This window comes from Bradyrhizobium sp. CCBAU 53338, from assembly GCF_015291665.1.
Classification (GTDB): domain Bacteria; phylum Pseudomonadota; class Alphaproteobacteria; order Rhizobiales; family Xanthobacteraceae; genus Bradyrhizobium.
The window spans coordinates 5658200-5677265 of the sequence record NZ_CP030048.1 but is presented as its reverse complement, the minus strand read 5'-3'; the positions used below and the strand labels follow the sequence as shown (position 1 = coordinate 5677265).

14 protein-coding genes are annotated in these 19066 nt (G+C 60.1%); 8 read left to right on the top strand and 6 right to left on the bottom strand.

Annotation, left to right across the window (positions count from 1 at the left end):
* Positions 1-69 precede the first annotated feature (69 nt).
* From XH90_RS26585 to XH90_RS26575, 3 genes are read right to left on the bottom strand one after another with little or no spacing between them, the layout of a single operon-like run.
* Entirely contained in the window at positions 70-789 is a 720-nt protein-coding gene (locus XH90_RS26585) for a sugar transferase (RefSeq protein WP_194477256.1), read from the bottom strand.
* Positions 790-795: 6 nt separating this feature from the next.
* Positions 796-2037: a DegT/DnrJ/EryC1/StrS aminotransferase family protein gene (locus XH90_RS26580; protein ID WP_194477255.1), complete on the bottom strand. Its 1242-nt coding sequence runs from the start codon at positions 2035-2037 to the stop codon at positions 796-798.
* A 10-nt stretch (positions 2038-2047) separates the two neighbouring features.
* Entirely contained in the window at positions 2048-3658 is a 1611-nt protein-coding gene (locus XH90_RS26575; protein WP_246755596.1) for an NAD(P)-dependent oxidoreductase, read from the bottom strand.
* A gap of 427 nt (positions 3659-4085) precedes the next feature.
* On the opposite strand from XH90_RS26575, the gene XH90_RS26570 reads away from it, so the two are divergent.
* Complete coding sequence (locus XH90_RS26570) at positions 4086-5402, top strand: hypothetical protein (protein WP_194477254.1); 1317 nt, start codon at positions 4086-4088, stop codon at positions 5400-5402.
* 15 nt (positions 5403-5417) lie between these two features.
* On the opposite strand, the gene XH90_RS26565 is transcribed toward XH90_RS26570, so the two are convergent.
* Positions 5418-6464: a FemAB family XrtA/PEP-CTERM system-associated protein gene (locus tag XH90_RS26565; RefSeq protein ID WP_194477253.1), complete on the bottom strand. Its 1047-nt coding sequence runs from the start codon at positions 6462-6464 to the stop codon at positions 5418-5420.
* Positions 6465-6925: 461 nt separating this feature from the next.
* Between XH90_RS26565 and XH90_RS39120 the strand changes: the two genes are divergently transcribed.
* The 7 genes from XH90_RS39120 to XH90_RS26535 all read left to right on the top strand — a co-directional run bounded on the left by XH90_RS39120 (position 6926) and on the right by XH90_RS26535 (position 16393).
* Entirely contained in the window at positions 6926-7993 is a 1068-nt protein-coding gene (locus XH90_RS39120; RefSeq protein WP_246755595.1) for an XrtA system polysaccharide deacetylase, read from the top strand.
* Positions 7990-9213: a glycosyltransferase family 4 protein gene (locus tag XH90_RS26560; protein ID WP_246755594.1), complete on the top strand. Its 1224-nt coding sequence runs from the start codon at positions 7990-7992 to the stop codon at positions 9211-9213. The genes XH90_RS39120 and XH90_RS26560 overlap by 4 nt, the downstream gene beginning before the upstream one ends.
* A 62-nt stretch (positions 9214-9275) precedes the next feature.
* Positions 9276-10571 (top strand): O-antigen ligase, encoded by a 1296-nt coding sequence (locus tag XH90_RS26555; RefSeq protein ID WP_194477251.1) that lies wholly within the window; start codon positions 9276-9278, stop codon positions 10569-10571.
* Positions 10572-10574: 3 nt separating this feature from the next.
* Complete coding sequence (locus XH90_RS26550) at positions 10575-12689, top strand: AAA family ATPase (protein ID WP_194477250.1); 2115 nt, start codon at positions 10575-10577, stop codon at positions 12687-12689.
* The gene (locus XH90_RS26545; RefSeq protein ID WP_194477249.1) at positions 12673-14196 is read left to right on the top strand and encodes a hypothetical protein; all 1524 of its coding nucleotides are present in this window, start codon (positions 12673-12675) and stop codon (positions 14194-14196) included. The genes XH90_RS26550 and XH90_RS26545 overlap by 17 nt, the downstream gene beginning before the upstream one ends.
* 27 nt (positions 14197-14223) lie before the next feature.
* Positions 14224-15042, top strand: a complete 819-nt coding sequence (locus XH90_RS26540; RefSeq protein WP_194477248.1) for a hypothetical protein — start codon at positions 14224-14226, stop codon at positions 15040-15042.
* Positions 15035-16393 (top strand): oligosaccharide flippase family protein, encoded by a 1359-nt coding sequence (locus XH90_RS26535; protein WP_194477247.1) that lies wholly within the window; start codon positions 15035-15037, stop codon positions 16391-16393. The genes XH90_RS26540 and XH90_RS26535 overlap by 8 nt, the downstream gene beginning before the upstream one ends.
* On the opposite strand, the gene XH90_RS26530 is transcribed toward XH90_RS26535, so the two are convergent.
* Positions 16313-17698, bottom strand: a complete 1386-nt coding sequence (locus tag XH90_RS26530) for a polysaccharide biosynthesis/export family protein (RefSeq protein ID WP_194477246.1) — start codon at positions 17696-17698, stop codon at positions 16313-16315. The genes XH90_RS26535 and XH90_RS26530 overlap by 81 nt on opposite strands.
* A gap of 57 nt (positions 17699-17755) precedes the next feature.
* A complete protein-coding gene (locus XH90_RS26525) occupies positions 17756-18568 on the bottom strand; it encodes a response regulator transcription factor (protein WP_194477245.1) in 813 nt (270 codons plus the stop codon).
* Between the last annotated feature and the right edge of the window lie 498 nt (positions 18569-19066).

The following is a 19066-nucleotide window of genomic DNA, read 5'->3' as shown; positions in this document are numbered from 1 at the left end:
TCGAGACAGGCTCAGTTCTCGAAAATGCAGAACATGGTCGGGGCCTCTGTCACAGGTGTTTGGCCGGGCTCATGGATTAACTCTCGCTTCGTTCCCTGGCGACGCTGCCCCGGATTCGAGACCGAGCCAGCGCGGCACCCGGCCAGCGCAGAGCAGCAATACGGTCGCCACGATGATCCGTAAGTCGTTCAGCAGACCGATCTCGCAACTGTAGCGTTCGTAGTAGCTGAACTTGGCGGGCATTATCTCTCGCCTGTAGACGTCGATCGGATCGCGTTCTCCCTCGAGCAGAGAGCTTTCGTCACGAAACAGGATGGCCGCGTAGTCGGTGATGCCTGGCCGCATCGCGAGAAGAACCGCCCGCTGATCCGGTGTATAGAACTCCATGAATTGCGGCACTTCGGGGCGAGGTCCAACCAGCGACATGTCGCCGACGAGGACGTTGAAGAGCTGAGGAAGCTCGTCGACCTTCGTTCTCCTGAGGAGGGCTCCCACGCGCGTGATTCTCGGGTCGGCGCGCACGGTGAGTGCGGTGCCGATTCGCTCCGCCTCCACGACCATCGAACGAAATTTGAGCATGCGGAACCTGCGTCCGCCTCGCCCGACCCGCTCCTGGCGGAAGAAGACGGGGCCACGGCTGTCTGCCTTGATGGCTATCGCGATGACCGCAAACACGGGCCATAGCGCCATAAGGCCGACGGCTGATCCCACAACGTCGAGTGCGCGCTTAGCCGTCAACGTCAGGAACGGCGGCGAGGTGGGGCCGCTGCGATCGGGGGCGGATCGCATGTTGTGTCATCCTAAAATGGAGCAGATAGCGTCAACGACACGATTGACTTCCGCGTTCGTCATGCCGGGGAACAATGGCAACGTCACCGCCCCCTCGAAATAGCGGCTGGCGACCGGAAAGTCGCTCCGCTCGCAGCGATAGCGCTCCCTCCAATAAGTCATCTCGTGCAATGGCCGATAGTGGACCGACGTGCCGATGCCTTTCGCGGTAAGGCCGGCGATCAGGTCGTCTCGGTTGGCGCGCGCATTCTGATGGATGCGTATCGGGAACATGTGCCAGGCATGAAGGCTGCCGGCAGGTGGGCGAGCCGGACAGTCCAGTGGCAGGCCAGTGAGCCTTTTCAGGTACCGCTCGGCAGCTGCCTGTCGCGATGCCTGCAATACGTTCGCACGCGAGAGCTGAACCACCCCGATGGCTGCGGCGACGTCCGTTAGATTGTATTTGAAACCCGGTGCCACGACGTCATAAGCCCAGGAAGCGCCGATCTTGGAGAAGCGGTCGAAGGCGTCCCGATTGAGCCCATGGGTACGCATGACACGCGCGCGCTCGGCGATGTCACCATTGCGGGTCACGATCATGCCGCCTTCGCCGGTCGTGATAGGTTTGCAAGCGTAGAAGCTGAACACGCAGGCGTCCGATTCCCACGAGCCGACCAGTCGGCCATCGCGCCGCGCCGGCATCGCATGTGCTGCGTCTTCAATGACCTTGAGGCCGTGCAGGCGCGCAAAGGCGAGCACCTGGGTCATGTCACAGGGGAAGCCGGCAAAATGTACCGGTATGATTGCCTTGCAACGCGGCGTCAGGAGGCGCTCCGCCTGCTCCAGGTCGATGCAGTGGGTATTTTCGTCGACGTCGACCAGCACCACTTCTGCGCCGAGATAGCGAATGACCGAGGCCGAGGCTGTAAAAGTGAGGGTCGGCACGAGAACTTCATCGCCGGGTCCAATGCCGCAAGCTTCAGCAGCCAGATGCAGTCCCGCAGTCGCCGAATTCACTGCGACGGCTTGGACGCCTTCGCCCATGTAGGCCGCGAACTTCTCCTCAAACTCCCGGGCTCTGGGACCAGTGGTCAGCCAGCCTGATCGCAAGACGTCGACAACCGCCTCGATTTCATCCTCACCGATTGAGGGCCGAAAGCAGGGAATCTTGGCCGGCGTCGCATGTGTACCGGGCAAGGCCGGCGTCGATATGCGTCGGTGGTGCACATTTGGCGACACGAACGTTCGGCGGGAGGGAATGTCTTGCATGATCTGATTCCTATGCCGCCGGTCGATCGATAGTGTCTTGAGGTGCGATGTGATCGATGTGATCGAGGCTCATGAATTCCTGCTCCCAGCCGGTGATCTTGAAGTTGCAGAAGCTCTTTGTTCCATGCTCCTTCAGGTAGAGGACGTTGCTGTACGTCGGCAGCGAATAGTCGCCGACCTGGTTGGAGCGAACCACGGATACGACCTGCGCAATCCCGCTCTCGATGGTCCATGCAGGGGTGAACCCGAGACGGCTCCGTATCTTTTCAAAAGAGACGCGATAGTTGCGTTTGTCGACGAAAGTATCGTCGGAAATGATCGCCGCGTCCGGCACCTGTTTTTGGATGAGCTCGGCGACATCGCCGAGCGTGTAGTTCTGGGCATCGCTGCCGACGTTGAATGCTTCTCCCGAAACCAGGTGGCGAGGTGCCCGCAGCGTTGTCACGATGGCTCGCGCCACGTCCTCCACGTGAACGAAGGGGCGCCACTGATCGGCGCCGTAGACCGTAATCTCATTGTCACGTACGGCTTTCGCGCAAAGCAGGTTGACCACAAGGTCGAACCGAGTCCGTCCCGAGATGCCGTAGATCGTGGCGAAGCGAAGACACGTCACAGAGAAGTCCGGGCTGTTCAGCGCATCGAGCACGGCTTCGGAAGCGACTTTGCTGCGGGCATAGAGCGACTGCGGATTGAAGTGGGAATCCTCGTTCACGGTGTCGTCGCAGGCGCCGTAGACCGAGCAGGAGCTGGCGAATATGAACCGTCGGACCCCGCGCGCCTTCGCGATCTCGCCGATCACCTTGGTGGCGGTAACATTCACATCGACGGTAAGGTCTGAATCGAATGCGCAAGCAGGGTCTCCCACCAAGCCTCCCAGGTGTATGACCGTACCGACGCCGCTTACGGCTCTGGTGAGTGCTTCGATATGACGGAAATCTTCGCGTATCAGAGTGAGATTTGGATGTCCGGCAACGCGTGCGAGCGGCTCTTCGCCGAAGTGCATTGCGTCGAGAACCGAGACTCGTAGGCCCCCGTCCAGCAGTTCTTTGACCAGCGCCGATCCGATGTATCCACCACCGCCGATGACGAGGACCTTGGTCTCGTCTGGCTGCTCGGTAGTTACCAGACGGCTGCCGGGCCAGTCTTCCGAACGAAGCACAAGCGAGCCAATGCGTGCCATCGAGAGCAGCGCGGTGGCACCGATGACCGTCGTAAAGATCAGGTGAGGTTCGAGTGGCCCGGAGAGGCCGGTCGTGGCCCTGATGACAGTTGCGATGAGGAGGATGCCGAGGTTGATCAGGGCGATCCGGCCAATCTTGGTCCACGCATTGTATTTGCTGTGGTGGTTGTAGAGGCCGGCGCTCATATAAGCGATGCACGCGAGGAGCGACGAAAGCCCCACAAGCTGGATAATTCCCGAGCCATTCGGGATGAGTGTGTTCAGGTGGTTGCCTTCGGCGAGCCAGCTCAGCAGAAATGCCAACCAGATCACGGCTATGTCAACGGCGATGCGTAGAATGGTAGCCGGCGTTGCTCGTACCTCGGAGAAGTTGCGGATCGGGGTAAGCTGGTCAAACGAGGTCGGCCTCATGATCAATGGGGTCGGCGTTTGCATGGACATTTGGCACTCCATTCTCCCGAGGGAAAGGATCCTGCTGTCCACCAACGCAAGATCCGTGGATACACTGGATACTCTCTCGTGACGATTTCTGATCCAGACGCGAGAACGCTCAATCTATCGTCCTCTCCGTTCCGCCAGCTCGGCTAGAACGTGTTATCATCTGCAATCGTCAAGCCGGTCGCTTTCCAGAGTGCATGTGCTGGAGTGGGTAGTTCCTACGGGGTGCGATAGCCAAGAGGGGTAGGCATTGCTCGACCCGAAGAGTTAGCGAGTCTGATTGTGCTTCGATCCGCACGATGTAGGTGCGCGTTGCCTGCGGGCGGCATGCACCGGACGACGTACCGATAAAATGTGCCGACCACGGCATTCAAGGCATGGTACCAGACTGGGGCAGCTTGCGCGCGAACATTGGTTCAGCCGTGTAGCCGTGCCGGGCCTGCGCGATATGGCGGAAGCTCCGCTCCGAGGCTTCGAGCCGGTCGCAATCATTCAGTGGCGGGAGGCGCCGGTGTTCAGGACGGCGATGACGCTTTGCGCAGTGCTGTTCGCGGCATCGGGCTTCGGCGTTGTCGCGTACAGCCAACTGGCGAGCATTCCTATTCTCGTCGCGCCTCCGATGGAGCGACCCGGCTATCTTCAAGCGACGACGGACCCGGAGTTCGGGACAAGCTTTACGCGTGTGACGGATCCCGGGCAGCTGCTCGCTCCCGGTAGTCTCTGCAAGCCTGAGTATTGCCGGCACCGGTACTCAAGCACACAAGCGTGGAATGCCGACCAGAGCCTGTTGGCGATCAACGACGGTTGCAACGGGATCTGCTTCCTGGACGGCAGGACTTACATACCGGCTTTTCATCGTCCGATGAGCGACGATTGCAAGTGGCACCCTGTCGATCCCGAACTCATGATCTGCATATCCCGCTATGCGATCTATCGATGGGCGCCGCGGAACGATGTCAAGGCGATCGTGTATGCTCCTTCCGACTATACAAATCTCCAATTTGGACCATACAAGGGAAATCTGTCGTTCGACGGCAATCGGTTGGTCGTGGTCGCGACAAACCGGGCGGGCGCGCTGGTAGCCTTCGGCTACGATCTTTCTACGAAGATTAAGTATCCGGATATCAACCTCAGCAGCCTTCCGGGAGCGCACGCGTATTGCGGTATTTCTCCTTCCGGAAGATACGTCTACTGTTTCCACAGAACGACTGACGAGACGGAGGTCACCTACATCTTTGCGTTGGATGGTACGCAGATTCAGTACTGGCCCGAGCATCATCGTCCCGGCCATGGCGATATGACGATCGATGCTGACGGGAGCGACGTCTATGTCGGCGTCAGCAAGGCGGACCCCGACAAGTGGCACGTAATCAAGCGCCGGCTCCAGGACGGAAAGGTCACTGATTTAATCCCGGCCGGCTACGGGACACACGTTTCGACCCGCAACATCCGCCGACCGGGTTGGGCTTTCGTAAGCTACGAGGGGACCCGCTCCAAGGTGGCGGGCAGCCCGGGCTACGCGCCATTCTATCGAGAAGTCATTGCGGTGCGAATCGACGGGAGCGGTCAGGTGCGGCGCATCGCCCAGACTCGCAACGCAAAGCGTGACTACTACAGCGAGACGCATGCTTCGCCGTCGCCCGATGCATCGCAAGTGGTTTGGTCGAGCAACTGGGACCAGCCCGGCGGACCAGTGGCAGATTATGTCTCTCGGCCATCCTGGCCCCAGACGGCGTCGGGTGGATGACTGTCGCTGGGGCCGCTATGGGATATTTCGCACGATCCACGGTCCGAGACGGTTAGCGAGCGCCAGCGGCATCTTTTTCCAGCAGTGGATCGCGACGGCGTATCGCGGGTTGCTGGGGCTCAATTCCGGCGGCGTGACGCCGGGGGGCGCCCAGTAATACCAAAATAGTGGCCGCACTTCGGGATTCCATTGCTGCTTGAATCGAAAGACGCCTCCGTCGACCGAGCAGCGTCCCAAATTGAGTTCATGAGCTCCCGACTGACAGGCCCACTGGAGGGCGCTCCAGTACAAGTATTCGTTCACATAAAAAGAGGATTGCGAGTAGTCCGAGCAGATCCATGGCAGCTCCACCAGTCCGTTGCGACGCAATGCGATCGCTGCAGCCGCCGGGCGTCCCTCGCGATGCACAATCAGTACGGTGGCATCCTCCGCAAACCGGAGGACATTCTTGAAGAATGCCAGACTGTAAACAGGCGTACCCAAGTTCCGCATGTTCAGGCAAAATACGCGATAGAAATCGCTGAGCACCTCGAGTGTCCCAATGGAAAATGTGGCGTCCGATTTCTCGGCTTTCCGGATCTTGCCACGGAGCCGCGAATTCAAGCGGGACCAGTGCATGTCGGCATCGGCATCAAGGGGAATGACGAGCGCTGCCTTGTGCTGGCGGAGCATCCATCCATCTTCCGATGGTCTCGTAGCCGCGGTCGACTGCCGCAATTCGACATGTTGCGCGCTTCTTTTCGTGGCTAGATCGACGGCCGCGGTCGTGAGCGCAGCCTCGTATTCGGGGCCGTCAGCCAGCACGCCGCCGTAGTCGAGAAATGGCAGCGATACGAGGGAGTGCCCGAAGAGTGAGCTCTTCATCTCGACCAATGGCAGGACTCCACGCGTTTCGCCGCGGTATCGTGCCATCAAATACCAACTCCGGTGGCCGAAGCTGTGCTGGAGAACGTCCCGCCAACCGAGCGCGTGGTACAGCGAAGCCTGAGAGGCGCGCTCCACGTAGCCCTGCCACTCTTCCTGGCCGGCATCGGCCACTTCGACGATCTCGAGGTGTCTCATGCGATTGCCCGAAGCTCGCGGCTGCCCGGGAGATCCAATCTTGCTGCGTTGTTGCAGGAAAGTCTCGTCGTTCCGGCGCTATTGAGCGAATAAAGCTTACGCTTGCCCGTGTTTGTTCATGCAAGGCAAAGCCGGACTACCTCAAAAGGGAAACCTTTGGACGATCCGCGACCGTTGGGAAGTTGCTTCGACGCCGGCGAAGTCCGGGATTGGCAAATCCGGGCCTGTCTTCTTCGCAAATGGCCTGCTTGTACCCGCGTTGCTGAGCGCTCTTCGGAAGCCGGCGCAGCGCAAGCTTGTGGTTCGGTGGCGCCGCCGCCGCGCTGAGGTCGACCGCTCGAAGCCGGATACCCCTATAGGAGGATACCCCGTCATACACGCCCGTTCGGCCGGATCGCCGTGTTACTGATTCTCGGTTTAGGACAGAATTGTTTATGCGAATGCTCATTTCGAGTTATGGAATGGACGGCGCAATGCGAGCCGAACCGACGATCCCACGGACCAAGCCGTTCGATAACTGCAAGAGCCGGACGGACTTATCGTGCGGCACGGATGTTGCTGCCGAAGAACAGGTGCCAGCGGGTTCGACTACCGAGCGTCGGTCTTTCGGCGAAGCTGCGCTGTCCATCGACGTCGAGGACTGGTTTCATGCCGCAAATCTGAATATCGCGCGGGAGGCGTGGGACCGATGCGAGTTGCGCGTCGAGCGCAACACGATGCGATTGGTAGAAATTCTTGGTGGATGCAATGTCCGCGCAACTTTCTTCGTTCTGGGCTGGGTGGCCGAGAAGTGTCCGCAGTTGGTGCGTGCGATAGCCGCGGCGGGGCATGAAGTTGCATCTCACGGCTACAATCACGAACTGGTCTACTCGCTCAATCCGGCCGACTTCCGGACAGACGTGATCCGTTCGAAGAAGTATCTTGAAGATCTGACCGGCAGGCGAGTTCGTGGTTACCGCGCGCCCAGTTTCTCGATCACCGAATGGGCAGTGCCGATCCTGCAGGATGCGGGCTTTGACTACGATTCCTCGGTTGTGCCGACCATTGCGCACCATCGCTATGGTCGATTGAAGGGGATGGATGCGGGCAGACCGGTCGTGCTGCTGCGCGAGGGCTTCTATGAAGTCTGCATCTCCTGCATCCGGCTCGGCAGGCATGGAATCCCCTGGGGGGGCGGTGGCTATTTCCGGCTCGCCCCCTATTTGCTGTGGCTCTGGGGTGTGCGCAGAATTCTGCAGTCGGGAACGCCTTACATCTTCTATATCCATCCTTGGGAGATTGACCCGGGTCAGCCCCGAGTCACCGGAATCAAGGCCACTCACGCGTTTCGTCATCGCGTCAACCTCGAAAAATGCGAGCAACGGTTCGCCTCGCTCGTTGGCGCGCACGAGTGGATGCCGCTCTGCGATCTAGTCGACGGCTGGAGTGCAGGGCTAGAGGCGCCGGCAGCGAGCAGGGTCAACACCGTAGCAGCTGCGATTCCGCTGTCGATCGGCTCGGATGGACGACAGGTGAGGGCATCCACGTGAAACCGCACCTGCTCTGCATTGGAGGAGAAGACCATTCTTTTCGAATCCCATTTCTGCTTGCGCTCCGAAGGAAGGGATTTCGAGTAAGCGCGGCGGGAAGCGCCGCGTCCAATCCGTTTCTGCAGGCGGGAATCGATTTCCATCCTTTTGATTTCGCACGGTTCGTCGATCCGCTTGCGGATTGGTCGGCCTTCAGGGCGATCTCGAAGCTGATCGCCGATGTTCGTCCGACCCTCGTTCAATGCTTCGACACGAAGCTGAACATCCTCGTTCCCTTTGCCGCTGGCGGGCTGCACGGTGTGAAGGTCGTTAGCACGATCAATGGACGCGGGTGGCTGTATTCCTCTCAATCGCCAATGGCCCTGAGTCTTCGGCCGATCTACCGCATACTGGAGCGGCTGGCGAGCCAATGGGTCGCGGTCACTGTGTTCCAGAACCGCGAAGATCAGGCCTTCTTCATTCGTCACCGGATGATCGGTAGAGGAGGCAGCCTGCTCATTCCGGGGTCCGGCGTCGATATCGCGACGTTTGATCGCGCCGCGGTGGTGGGACCATCGTCTGCAGCCCTTCGCGAAGCGCTCGGTCTCGCAGGGCGCGAGATCATCGTTACGGTGTCCCGCATGACTCGGCAGAAGGGGATCCCGACGCTGCTCGAAGCGGCAGCGATCGTCCACCGGCATCGACCCGGGGCCCGATTTCTGCTTGTCGGGCCTCGAGAGAGCGAGGGACCGTTCGCGGTGACTGAGGCCGAGATCGAGCGTCATGCGCCTTACGTAATGGCTCTGGGGCGGCGATCCGACGTGCCTTCGTTGCTTGGCATCGCGGACTTGTTCGCATTTCCGACCGAGTATCATGAGGGAGTCCCGCGCGCACTTCTCGAAGCGGCGGTGGCGGGCTGCCCAATCGTGACGACGACGATGCCTGGATGCACCGACGTCGTGCGAGACGGCTGGAATGGCCTCCTTGTGCCGCCGGGCGATCCGAGGCGCATGGCCGATGGAATTCTCCGCCAGCTCGATGATCGAGACGCGGCCACGAAGATGGCGGCCCGAGCGTCGCAACGGGTGAGAGCGGAATTCAATCTCGATATCACAGTCGCGCGCTATGCCGCGGTGTACCAAAACCTGGTGGAGCGCTCCATGAAGAACCCGTTGCCGACGCTTGAGGAGGCGCTCGCGAGCGTAGCGCGTAGCCATGACGTTGCACAGTTTGGTGATTGAGAGACTTCAGATCGGCGCGGGGCGTGGACGAGCCGCGTTGGACTTGTGCTCGGGAGACTAGCGTGGCGTTGGACTTGCTGCTGACGGTCGGTCTGTTGCTGTCGACCGCATCCCAGTTGAGACCGGATGGTGCTCCCGTCGGACCTGCCGAGATTTGCTTGCTCGTCTGGGTCCTGTTGACGTTCTCCAGAGAGATAGCTCGGCTTGGTCCCCCGTTGACGCCGGCATTGTCACGGTTGCTCACTTTCTGGCTCCTATTCGCGGTGGCCCTCTGCATCGGCACGATGACCGCCTACGTGCTCGGCGACCGTCACGATCCGGCACTGTTTGCGCATGACATCGGGGCTTATCTTCTGGCGGCGGCGCTGAGCGGCTTGATGGTTGTCGAACCCGGCGCCGCGGCTCGTCTGCAACGGATCGCCTGGCTGTCGGCGACGCTCGGAGCGGCGTGGCTGATCATCCAGGTCGCGTTCGGCTGGGGGCTGCTCGACCCCGGCGAATACGATACATGGGAATGGGATCGCTTTCGTGGTTTCAGCGATAACTCCAATCAGCTTGCGCTGTACTGTGCGGTGCTCGTTCCACTGTCGTTGCATCTGGCCGATTCTGCGCGTCGACATGGAGAGCGGATCACTGCTCTGATTTGCATGATGGTCGCGATCATCGTAGGCCGGCTTACGAAGAGCGATGCGTTCCTGCTGGTGCTGCTTGCGGCCGGGCCCCTTTTCGGGGTTTTCAAGCTCTGGAAATGGTTGATGTCGCGCGAGCGAAAAATGCTCCTGCGCTCTGCGTTTGCTTGGCTCCTTGTTATGGCCCTGCCGCTGACCATAGCTTACGCCACGCCACTCGGGTCCACGCTTGCTGCCGAGCTTGAGGATTTCGCCAAGGGAATGACCAAGGGCGGCGGCGGTCGCGACACGGACGAGACTGCCCGGCTACGGTTCGAGGTATGGAACGGTGCCCTCCGCCGTGGAATCGACGCAGGTCTGCTGGGCCTTGGACCCGGTCCGCATCTCGAAATTCCGCAGTCCATAGTGGCGGGCCGACGCGATTCCACGAATGCTCCGAAACATGAGGAGCACCCGAAGTTCGGGGTGATCCCGAATTTCGAAGCGCACAACACTTTTCTGGATCTCTTTGTCCAGGGCGGGTTCATCGCGGTCCTTAACTTCGGCTGGTTGCTGGCGGTGACCCTCCTGGCGACGCGGAGAGCCGAACAGGATGCCCTGACGGCGCTGGTCTGCGGGCTGGCCATATTCATCGGCTTTCATTTCGACGTGCGACATCCGATCTTCTGGTTTGCGATTTCGCTATGTTTGATCGCTCCACGAAGGGTACCGGCTGCAAGAGGAGGCTGAGCGATGTTGCGCGTGCGTCCAGACGACCGTGCAGCGAGCGGGAAGACTGCTCACGTGGATGACGTGCGCATCGGTGAGCATGAGGGAGCCGGTGTCGAGTCAGGCGGCAGCTCCGGCTCAACCAATGACCTCCACTTCGGTCATATAGCCGCAATCCTGCGCCGCCGCAGCGGAATGATCACGTCGATCGCCTTGATCGGGATGCTGCTCGCAATCGTCATTGGGCTCTTGATCGCACCCAAATATACCGCGACGGCCCAACTCGTGGTCGAGGCTCCCGTCCCTGCCGCCGAGAGCGCACCGGGCGTATCGGCAATCGACGTGAGCATCGATACCCATGTGACGTTGCTGAGTTCTCCCGATCATCTGCAACGAGTCATCGAAAGTCTCTCGCAGGATCCGGAGTTCCGAGCCGAAACGCGCAACGCGATCAATGCGGAGCCGGACTTGGATGGGGCGCGCGATGTGCCGCGAACGGCTGTGACGGCTCCGTCGATCGATCCTGCGACGGAAACGCTGGGGTTGACGGAACTCAAGCGGCGCCTGGGCGTCTGGATTGGCGAACTTCGAAAGGGTGGGAGCCGTACGGTGCCCCGTTTCGAGGAATTCAGACGCAACACGGTGGTCATCCAGGAGCGTCGATCCCGCGTTATCTCCGTTGCATTCACATCGCCAAGTCCTCAGAGGGCAGCGGCGTTCGCCAATCGCATCGTCCAGCTCTACGTTGACGAGTTGACGGCGAGGAAGGAAGCGTCCGCAAGCCGCGAGCTGGCGCAGATGGATGATCGGGTTGCGGAGGCAAAGTACGAGGCGGAGAGGGCCGCCGAGACGGTGCAGAAGGCGGTGCGACAGAAACGAGGCGCGAGGCAGGATGGCGCAGATCCGGAACAGCTGGCCGACCCGCAATTGCGTGAGCTGCTGCGGCACGCCAGTAGCAGTGCGCAGCGCTATGACAGCTTGTTGCGTGCCAGAAAGGCCTTGCGTGATCAGCAGGAAAGCTCATCCGAGGTGGGAATCCAGCTGATTCTGGCGGGAGTGCCGACCAGACCCAGCTCCCACAATCCGATTCTCTTCGTCGTTCCGTCGTTCATCCTGTTTGCAATCCTCGGATGCTGGCTGGCGGTCGTTCGTGAGCGGCTCGACCGTAGGCTACGGGATCAGCAGGAGACGGCCGACGTGCTCGGTATGCCCTGTATCGCGCTCATACCGAGGATTTCGCGCCGGAACGCCGTGCGTCCCGACCGCTACTTCCTGCGGGAGCCATTCTCACGGTACGCGGAGGCAATACGATCGGTCATCGCTCCACTGGAGCTTGCCACTCCGTCGCGCAACTCCAAGGTGGTGTTGGTCTGCTCCAGCATCCCCGGAGAAGGAAAGACCACGCTGGCGATGAGCCTTGCGGCCTATCTGGGAGCGCTTGGGCGTCGCGTGCTTCTGATTGGTCTTGATCCGCGGCCCGGTTCGCCGCTCGGCAATGCGACAGGAACGGTCAATGCGCTCCCGGAGAATCTCTCTTCCGCCGAACTCATGCGGCGGCTCACGGAAGCGCGCGTCGACCTTCTTTCTCGTGTTGATCTTCTTCCGCTGGTCAGGGGCCGCACAGACCCGCTGACGCTCTTCGCATCCGAGCAACTGCGTGGATTCGTCCGTCAAATGCGGGAGCGTTACGACGCAGTGATTATTGACGGTCCACCCGTGCTAGGCGCCGTCGAGGCCCGGTTGCTTCCTGCTGTCGCCGACAAACTGCTGTTCGTCGTGAAATGGGGCAGCACGAGGCGCGAGGTAAGTCGTAACGCGGTAAGCCTGCTACGCGAAGCGGGCTGCCTCGACAATGCGCGCGGCGATTTCGCAATGTCCGTGTTGACGCGGGTCGATCTCAGAGAGCACGCCCGATATCGTTACGGCGATGTCGGCGAGTTCATGGTCAGGCACAAGAAGTACTATTCCGCTCTTGCCTTGAATTGGGGGCGGACCAAGGTTGCTACCTGGAGATGGCGGACGCCACCCCGCGACATGTCCGTGAATCCAGTCCGAGAAGCCGCGGCCGGGCATCCCAAAGCCGGTCAGGTGTCCGAACTGGAGTCGGCAGGAGAAGGGACAGATGGACGCTCTCCGTGAAATTGAGCCTATTGCTCGATCGGGCGCCGACGTCGCGATCCCGCTCGCCCTGCTGGGTGTCCTGAACGAGTTTCATCGCCAGCAAGTGTCGTACTGCTACTGGAAGAGCAGCAGGCGCCTCCACCAGGTGCTTGCGGGCGAAGGTGATCTCGATCTGCTCGTGGCAAGGGCTGAAGTGCACCGCGCCCAGCAGATTCTGCTCGCGCTGGATTTCAAGTCGTTCCCGGTCGTGGACGACCGCGATCACCCGGCTACGCTCAACTTTCTCGGTTTCGACGAACCTAGTGGTCGCTTGCTCCATCTTCACCTTCATTCGTCGCTGATTGTCGGCGAGCGGGCGCTCAAGAACTACTGCATTCGATGGGAAAAAGCGTTCCTGGATCGGGCGCTCCTTCATTCATCATTGCCGATCCGAATACTCGATCCGTCAAGTGAAGCGGTGCTGCTGGTCATACGCGCCTGTCTCGAACTCACACGGCTGGATCTGATCACCCTCTGCTTCTGGCGCGCAACGACGCGCAAGTTCGCCCTGGACCGGCTCGATCTGGTCAGTCGCGTCGAGCGTTCGGCGTTGTGCGCCCATGCCGCCGAACTACTGAACGATGATCTCGCCGAGCTAGTGGTGGACGCATTCTACGACCCGAAGCCGTTGGAGAAACGGACGCAGCTTCGCCGGCGCATACGAAACTACTGTGCCCCGTATCGCAGTTACAATGCTCTCGAGGCGCGGCTGCGCTCTTTCGGTCGGAGCTTGCGCTGGGCAGGCGCGGTCCTGAACAAGCGGGTCTTCCATGCGCCGAGGCCTTGGAACCGGCGTACACCCGGCGGCGGTTGGGTGGTGGCGATCGTTGGTGTCGATGGCAGCGGAAAGAGCACGTCGGTATCAACCATACGTGCGTGGCTTTCCGCGAAGATCGACATTCTGCCCCTTTATTTCGGCACCGGTGACGGCCGACCATCGTGGTTTCTCTGGCCGCTCAAGCTGATGATGCCCATGGCCATGCGTTTCTTTCGAAACAAGCCGAACTGTTCGTCGCACGGAAGGAAATCTGGCCGCCCACCTGGACTACTCTACTCGCTGTTGCTGTCGGTCTGGGCCGTGGCCGTGGCGGCCGACAAGCGGAACAAGCTCGCGGCGGCATGGCGCGGAGCCAATCGCGGACTGGTCATTCTTACCGATCGCTACCCGCAAAACCAGATCCCGGGCTTCAACGATGGACCGCTCCTGACGCGTCTGAAGGCGGCGCCGCTCTGGCTGCGCCGGTTTGAGGGCGATGCATATGCCCTGGCCGAGCGCCTCCCGCCCGATCTGGTGATTAAGCTGGTGGTGATGCCTGAAACCGCTGCGAGGCGGGAGCCGAGCATGGATCCGGCGGTGATCCGCGAGAGGATTGCCGGTCTGGAGCGGCTTGAGTTCCGCGGGGCTCGCGTCGTGCGGGTTGACGCTCAACGGCCGCTTGCCGACGTCATCCGTACGATCAAGCGTGAGATCTGGCGCCTGATCTGAAGGTGGCAGGAAGGGAGCACGGCAGAGATGATCGTCGAGCTGTTTGGTCCTCCAGGAGCCGGCAAAACGACGTTTGCGCATGCGCTCGCAAAGCGACTTCAGGAACGCGGCCTTCGTGCCGAGCTCAAACTCAGCTATCGGCCAGTCGAACATCTTCAGCCGCCCGCTCCGCGCATGACGCCGGCAGCGCAATACCGGTACCTGGCGATGCGGCTGAGGCGGCCGCTTGTAGAGATGCTGGTGATTGCGCGTCATCCCCTGGTCAACGCTCGTGACGTGAGGACTGCAGCTCATTTGGTGCGGTCGCTTCCGCCGGCCAGCGTCTTCGCCTCCTTCAAGATGGCTCAATACGCTTTGCGCCTGTCTCATTCCTGGCATGAAAAGGCAGGTGCCGCTCATGTCGTATTGTTCGATCAGGCTTTTGTGCAGGCCGTATGTTCATTGGCGCTGCTCGCCGGCGGCGTTGACGATACGTTGATTGGCAGCGCGCTCGCCTGGGCGCCGAAATCCGACCTTTTGGTCCGCTTGATCGCTCCCCTCGATCTGCTGAAGGCGCGATTGCACGATCGACAAAACGTTCAAAGTGCGCTCGAGCAGTTGTTCGAGCCGAATTTGAGTAGAAGCCTCGCATCGGCACGGATGGTTGACCGCCTGTCCGATGTGTTGCAGCAGCAGGGGCGATCCGTGTTGAGCGCTTCGTCTGTCGATCAGAGCTCTCTCGAAGAGAGCGTGTGCAGGATCGAAAGGGAAGTCACGAGCAGACTTCAGAGCTGCACGCAGAACAACGCCTTGAGGCCAGCGGTGAGGGCGGTTGCTCCGTTTCGTGCCGGAGATGGATATGAGTGAATGGAAGCCTGAAAGCGCTCCGGTCAACCGGGTCGCCCGCGGCGGAGTCGCCGCATTCTTCGTTTATGGTCTGGGTTTTGGGCTGACTTATTGTTCGCAGCTCGTTGTCGCACGTACGGTGGGAGTGGAGACGTATGGCACGTATGCCTATGTCTTCGCATGGATGGTGGTTCTGGCTTACCTTGCGACCCTCGGCTTCGACGTTGGGCTTCTGCGTTTCGTTCCTGCTTACGAGGCCGAACGCGACTGGCCGCTTTTGAGAGGTGTCATTCAGTATGCACAGAGGCGAGCAATTCTGGTAGGCGGCCTGGTCATGCTGGTCGGCGTGCTCTTCGTCGAACGATTTGTGCCGTCCACCGAATTGCGAAGAACCTTTCTCGTGGGCTTTGCGCTGGTGCCTGTTCTGGCGCTGGTGCGAATTCGGTGTTCCGCGGTGCGCGCGTTCGGCGGCGTAGTTTCGGCTCTCGTGCCCGATCGTGTGGTTCGGGATGGCACGCTCATCGCCCTCGTGGCGGTCGCGACATTGGGCGTGGGATGGACGATCAACGCGCCGTTCGTGATGGTGGCTACGCTGATCAGTTCGACATTCGGCTTGATTTGCGCGGGATTCGCGATGCGCAATCGCCGTCCGCGCGCTATCGTCGGCATCCTGCCAGCGTACGATGCCGCAGCCTGGCGAAGGGCTGCCATTCCACTGTTGATACTCGGTGCAACCGAATCCCTGCTGAATCGCACCGGGGTCATGTTGTTGGGCTGGATCACGAGTACCAAGGATGCGGGGATCTATAGCCTGGCCTTCAATATTGCTCTTGTCGTCACGTTGCCGCGAATTGCGATGAACACGCTGTTTGCGCCTGCCATATCCAATCTCAATACTCGCGGAGACAGGGCGGGCATGCAGATTCTCATCACCACGATTTCCGCATGGACGTTCTTGGCGGGATTGTGCATTGCCACCTTGCTCTTTGTGCTTGCCGACCCACTTCTCGCCTGGTTCGGCGCCGGCTATGAGGTTGGCGCCCCGGCAATTCGTATTCTTCTCATCGCCCAGGTCCTGACCGCCAGCGCGGGCTCGCAGTTGTACGTTATGACGATGACGGGCCACGAACGCAGTGCGGCGGTGCTGCTCGCCTCCTGTACGATCGTCAATGCAGGCGTAAGCGCCGTACTCATTTCGGCGTTTGGCTTGAACGGCGCGGCGATCGGTACGGCCGTGTCGCTGGTCATCTGGAATGCCGTGATGGCGCTGTTCCTGTGGCGACGCCTCGATCTACTGCCGGGCATACTCGCCAAGCTTCGGAGCTCCTTCCACAAGCGATCGGTCTTGGCGGGACCCGAACGCGCTTGCTGAGTCCGTCGGGGCGGTAGCTGGCGCCTCGTGGAGGGCCACCTCGATCACGTCGCCCGGCTGGAGCGCGGAATCCTCATCTGCGGCCACCGGCTCGTTGCCCTTCGCCCCGGTCCGGATGATCGTAATCGAGGGTTTGCTGCCCACTCCGCTTGCGAGCTGCGATTTGGCCAGAGCGACGTATTGGAGCTTTTCGCCAGTGCTCTGTAGCTTGGAGCGAATTCTGCTGAGCGAAACGACGGCGTCCTGCAGTTCGCGCAGCATCTCGCTCTTGCGCAGGCTGTCCAGCTTCTCGAGCTGTCGAACGTAGTCGTCCCGCTGCCGCTGGGTCTGCATGAACTGAGCGGCGGTCTGCAACCTCTGTGTGGACGAAAGAAGCATGGCGCGTCGCGCATCGCTGACGCGTATATTGGTGATGTTGCCGCGGCTGAAGAGGTCCTTGGCCTTTTCAAAGTCTTCGGTGTCGGCCTGGTTTGCCTGTTCTGCCGTCTTCTGTTGCTCGGAGAGGACGCGGATTTGTTCATCGGCCTCGGCGATGGCGTGCTCCAGGAAGGTTCTCTCGGCTTGTGCATCCGCTTGCCGCGTCCTGAGTTGGTCGGTTTCCACGTTGATGATGTCGAGCGCCGTCGACCGGGGAATCGGAACATCGAGCAACGAATTGCGATCAATGCGTGGATCCTGTCCCAGCTCTTGCCTCAGCCGCCAGACATGGGCCTGTTCCTTGGCGAACTCGGTCCAAAGCGCTTCGTACTCGCCCCGCAGGTCCGCCGACTCGAGTATCGGGTTGTTCATTCTAAGGCGAACGATGTCGTAGCCACCCGACAGCGCAACGGCCTGCCGCACGGTTAGCAGGGGGCGAAAGGCGACTTCGCCCGGTTTGGCGATATCGCCGTTGATGTAGACCGGCCGATATTCGACCACGGTTGCGGTCACTTCGTCGGGATCGATCGTGACGGAGCTCTCGCGCCCGTCTGGTGTTCTCTGCCGGACAGCCTTCGCGGCAAGGGACGCCTGTACCTTGGCCTGAAATTCGGCTCCGGAGAGGCCCGCCACGGTCATCTGACCGAGGAGGGGAAATGATATCGTTCCGTTCGGCCCGATGCGAACCCGCTGTTTGAGTTCGGGTACCGTGGCAACGGAAATCTCGACTGTGTCTCCCGCTTGCAGGTGATAGTCGGCTTTGGCCGGCGTTATCGAGGCTTCAAACAAAACAGCGGCGGTCAGCAGGATTCCGACCGCATAAATTCCGTCGCGGCGCCTGTCGGTCGTTACGAGCGCCTTTCCAAGAGGCGATTGCTCGTCGAGCATGGCTGTTCTCCTGCTTTCACGTCGATCACCTGTCGAAGCACGCGAATCTCCGGAGCCTCAGCCTAGTTTGCGATCAACGATTAGCGGCTTGGAAGCGTCGAGCTCGGCGAGCGCTTGCGGGGAATAGCGACCACCATTTACACCAGCCGGCTGGGAGGTCTCCCTCGAGGCGCGCGCCATAAGCTCGTTATTTATTCCCCAAATGGCCGCCTGGGTGCGGTTTTGAACCCGGATCTTGCGAAGGATAGCTTTGACATGAACCTTTACGGTTGCTTCGGCGATGTCGATCTTTCGCGCAATCGTCTTGTTGGAATCGCCTTCGATCAGACACCGCAGGATCATTGTTTCGCGAGGCGAGAGCTGCGGCGCGATGATATCCTCGCACTTGACGGGATCGGCTTCACGGTGACCGACGAGAGCGGCGTGCACGCCACGATGCTGGCTTTCGGAAGTGAGTGCAAAGGACAGCGAGGCTGGAGGAACGATCGTCTCACCCATCATCACCAGTTCGAGCGACTTGATGAACACGTCGCAGGTCGTGACGTCGACGAAATAGCCGCGGGCACCTGCGTTATAGGCCAGGACAAGGTCATCCTGTTGATAGCGCTCTGTCACGATTGCTATGCGGCAGTTCGCATGACGGCTTCGGAAAAGCTCGATTTGCTCTACAGCGTATCCAAAGTCATCGCCAACGTGAACGACAACGAATAGAACTTGCTCAGGCTGGAGGTTGCTGGCAATCCATTCATCGGCGCTTGATACTGAGGTCAGTACCCGGAAATCGGCTTCTCTTAGAATTCTGGCAATGCCTTCTCGAAGTAAGCTGGTTTGTCCGACTAGGACGGTCGCGAAAGGGGTGCGACGCCTCATGGCAATACTCCAAAATTTACACAAGACTCCAAAATTTACATAAGCGGCCGGCACGAATTGAAGTACGGCTCGAAATTCAAGCTGGAGTCGTCGGGTTCGGAGATCCACCTCCTTTCTCGCTTCGCCCGTGGGCTCAATGGCGGACGGTGTCGTGGCTAATTGAAAAAAGTACGCCCAACGAGATTTATGAATTATTTATGAATATTATCACCTAATTCTTGATATCCATATACGTGTTTGAGTAGGCGCACAAAACTGCACAATTCTCCGGCGCATCGATGAATTGTTCTGATTCAGTACCTTGCAAAAGGGATGTTGCTTCATTCCAGTTTGGACAAATTGCCGCTTTGGACAAATTGCCGCGGAAAGCTACTCGGCTAATGCTGATGGAGCTAGAAATGCTGCACATGCTCTGGCGTGCTTGCTTGGAGGAAGACCCAGCCGCCCGAACCGAGAACTATCCGATCGGAACTCGTATCGACGTAGAGCCAACCGCTG

Coding starts and splice junctions, on each gene's coding strand:
- XH90_RS26585 (WP_194477256.1), bottom strand. CDS start 789: ATGCGATCCGCCCCCGATCGCAGCGGCCCCACCTCGCCGCCGTTCCTG.
- XH90_RS26580 (WP_194477255.1), bottom strand. CDS start 2,037: ATGCAAGACATTCCCTCCCGCCGAACGTTCGTGTCGCCAAATGTGCAC.
- XH90_RS26575 (WP_246755596.1), bottom strand. CDS start 3,658: ATGTCCATGCAAACGCCGACCCCATTGATCATGAGGCCGACCTCGTTT.
- XH90_RS26565 (WP_194477253.1), bottom strand. CDS start 6,464: ATGAGACACCTCGAGATCGTCGAAGTGGCCGATGCCGGCCAGGAAGAG.
- XH90_RS39120 (WP_246755595.1), top strand. CDS start 6,926: ATGGACGGCGCAATGCGAGCCGAACCGACGATCCCACGGACCAAGCCG.
- XH90_RS26550 (WP_194477250.1), top strand. CDS start 10,575: ATGTTGCGCGTGCGTCCAGACGACCGTGCAGCGAGCGGGAAGACTGCT.
- XH90_RS26545 (WP_194477249.1), top strand. CDS start 12,673: ATGGACGCTCTCCGTGAAATTGAGCCTATTGCTCGATCGGGCGCCGAC.
- XH90_RS26540 (WP_194477248.1), top strand. CDS start 14,224: ATGATCGTCGAGCTGTTTGGTCCTCCAGGAGCCGGCAAAACGACGTTT.
- XH90_RS26535 (WP_194477247.1), top strand. CDS start 15,035: ATGAGTGAATGGAAGCCTGAAAGCGCTCCGGTCAACCGGGTCGCCCGC.
- XH90_RS26530 (WP_194477246.1), bottom strand. CDS start 17,698: ATGCTCGACGAGCAATCGCCTCTTGGAAAGGCGCTCGTAACGACCGAC.
- XH90_RS26525 (WP_194477245.1), bottom strand. CDS start 18,568: ATGAGGCGTCGCACCCCTTTCGCGACCGTCCTAGTCGGACAAACCAGC.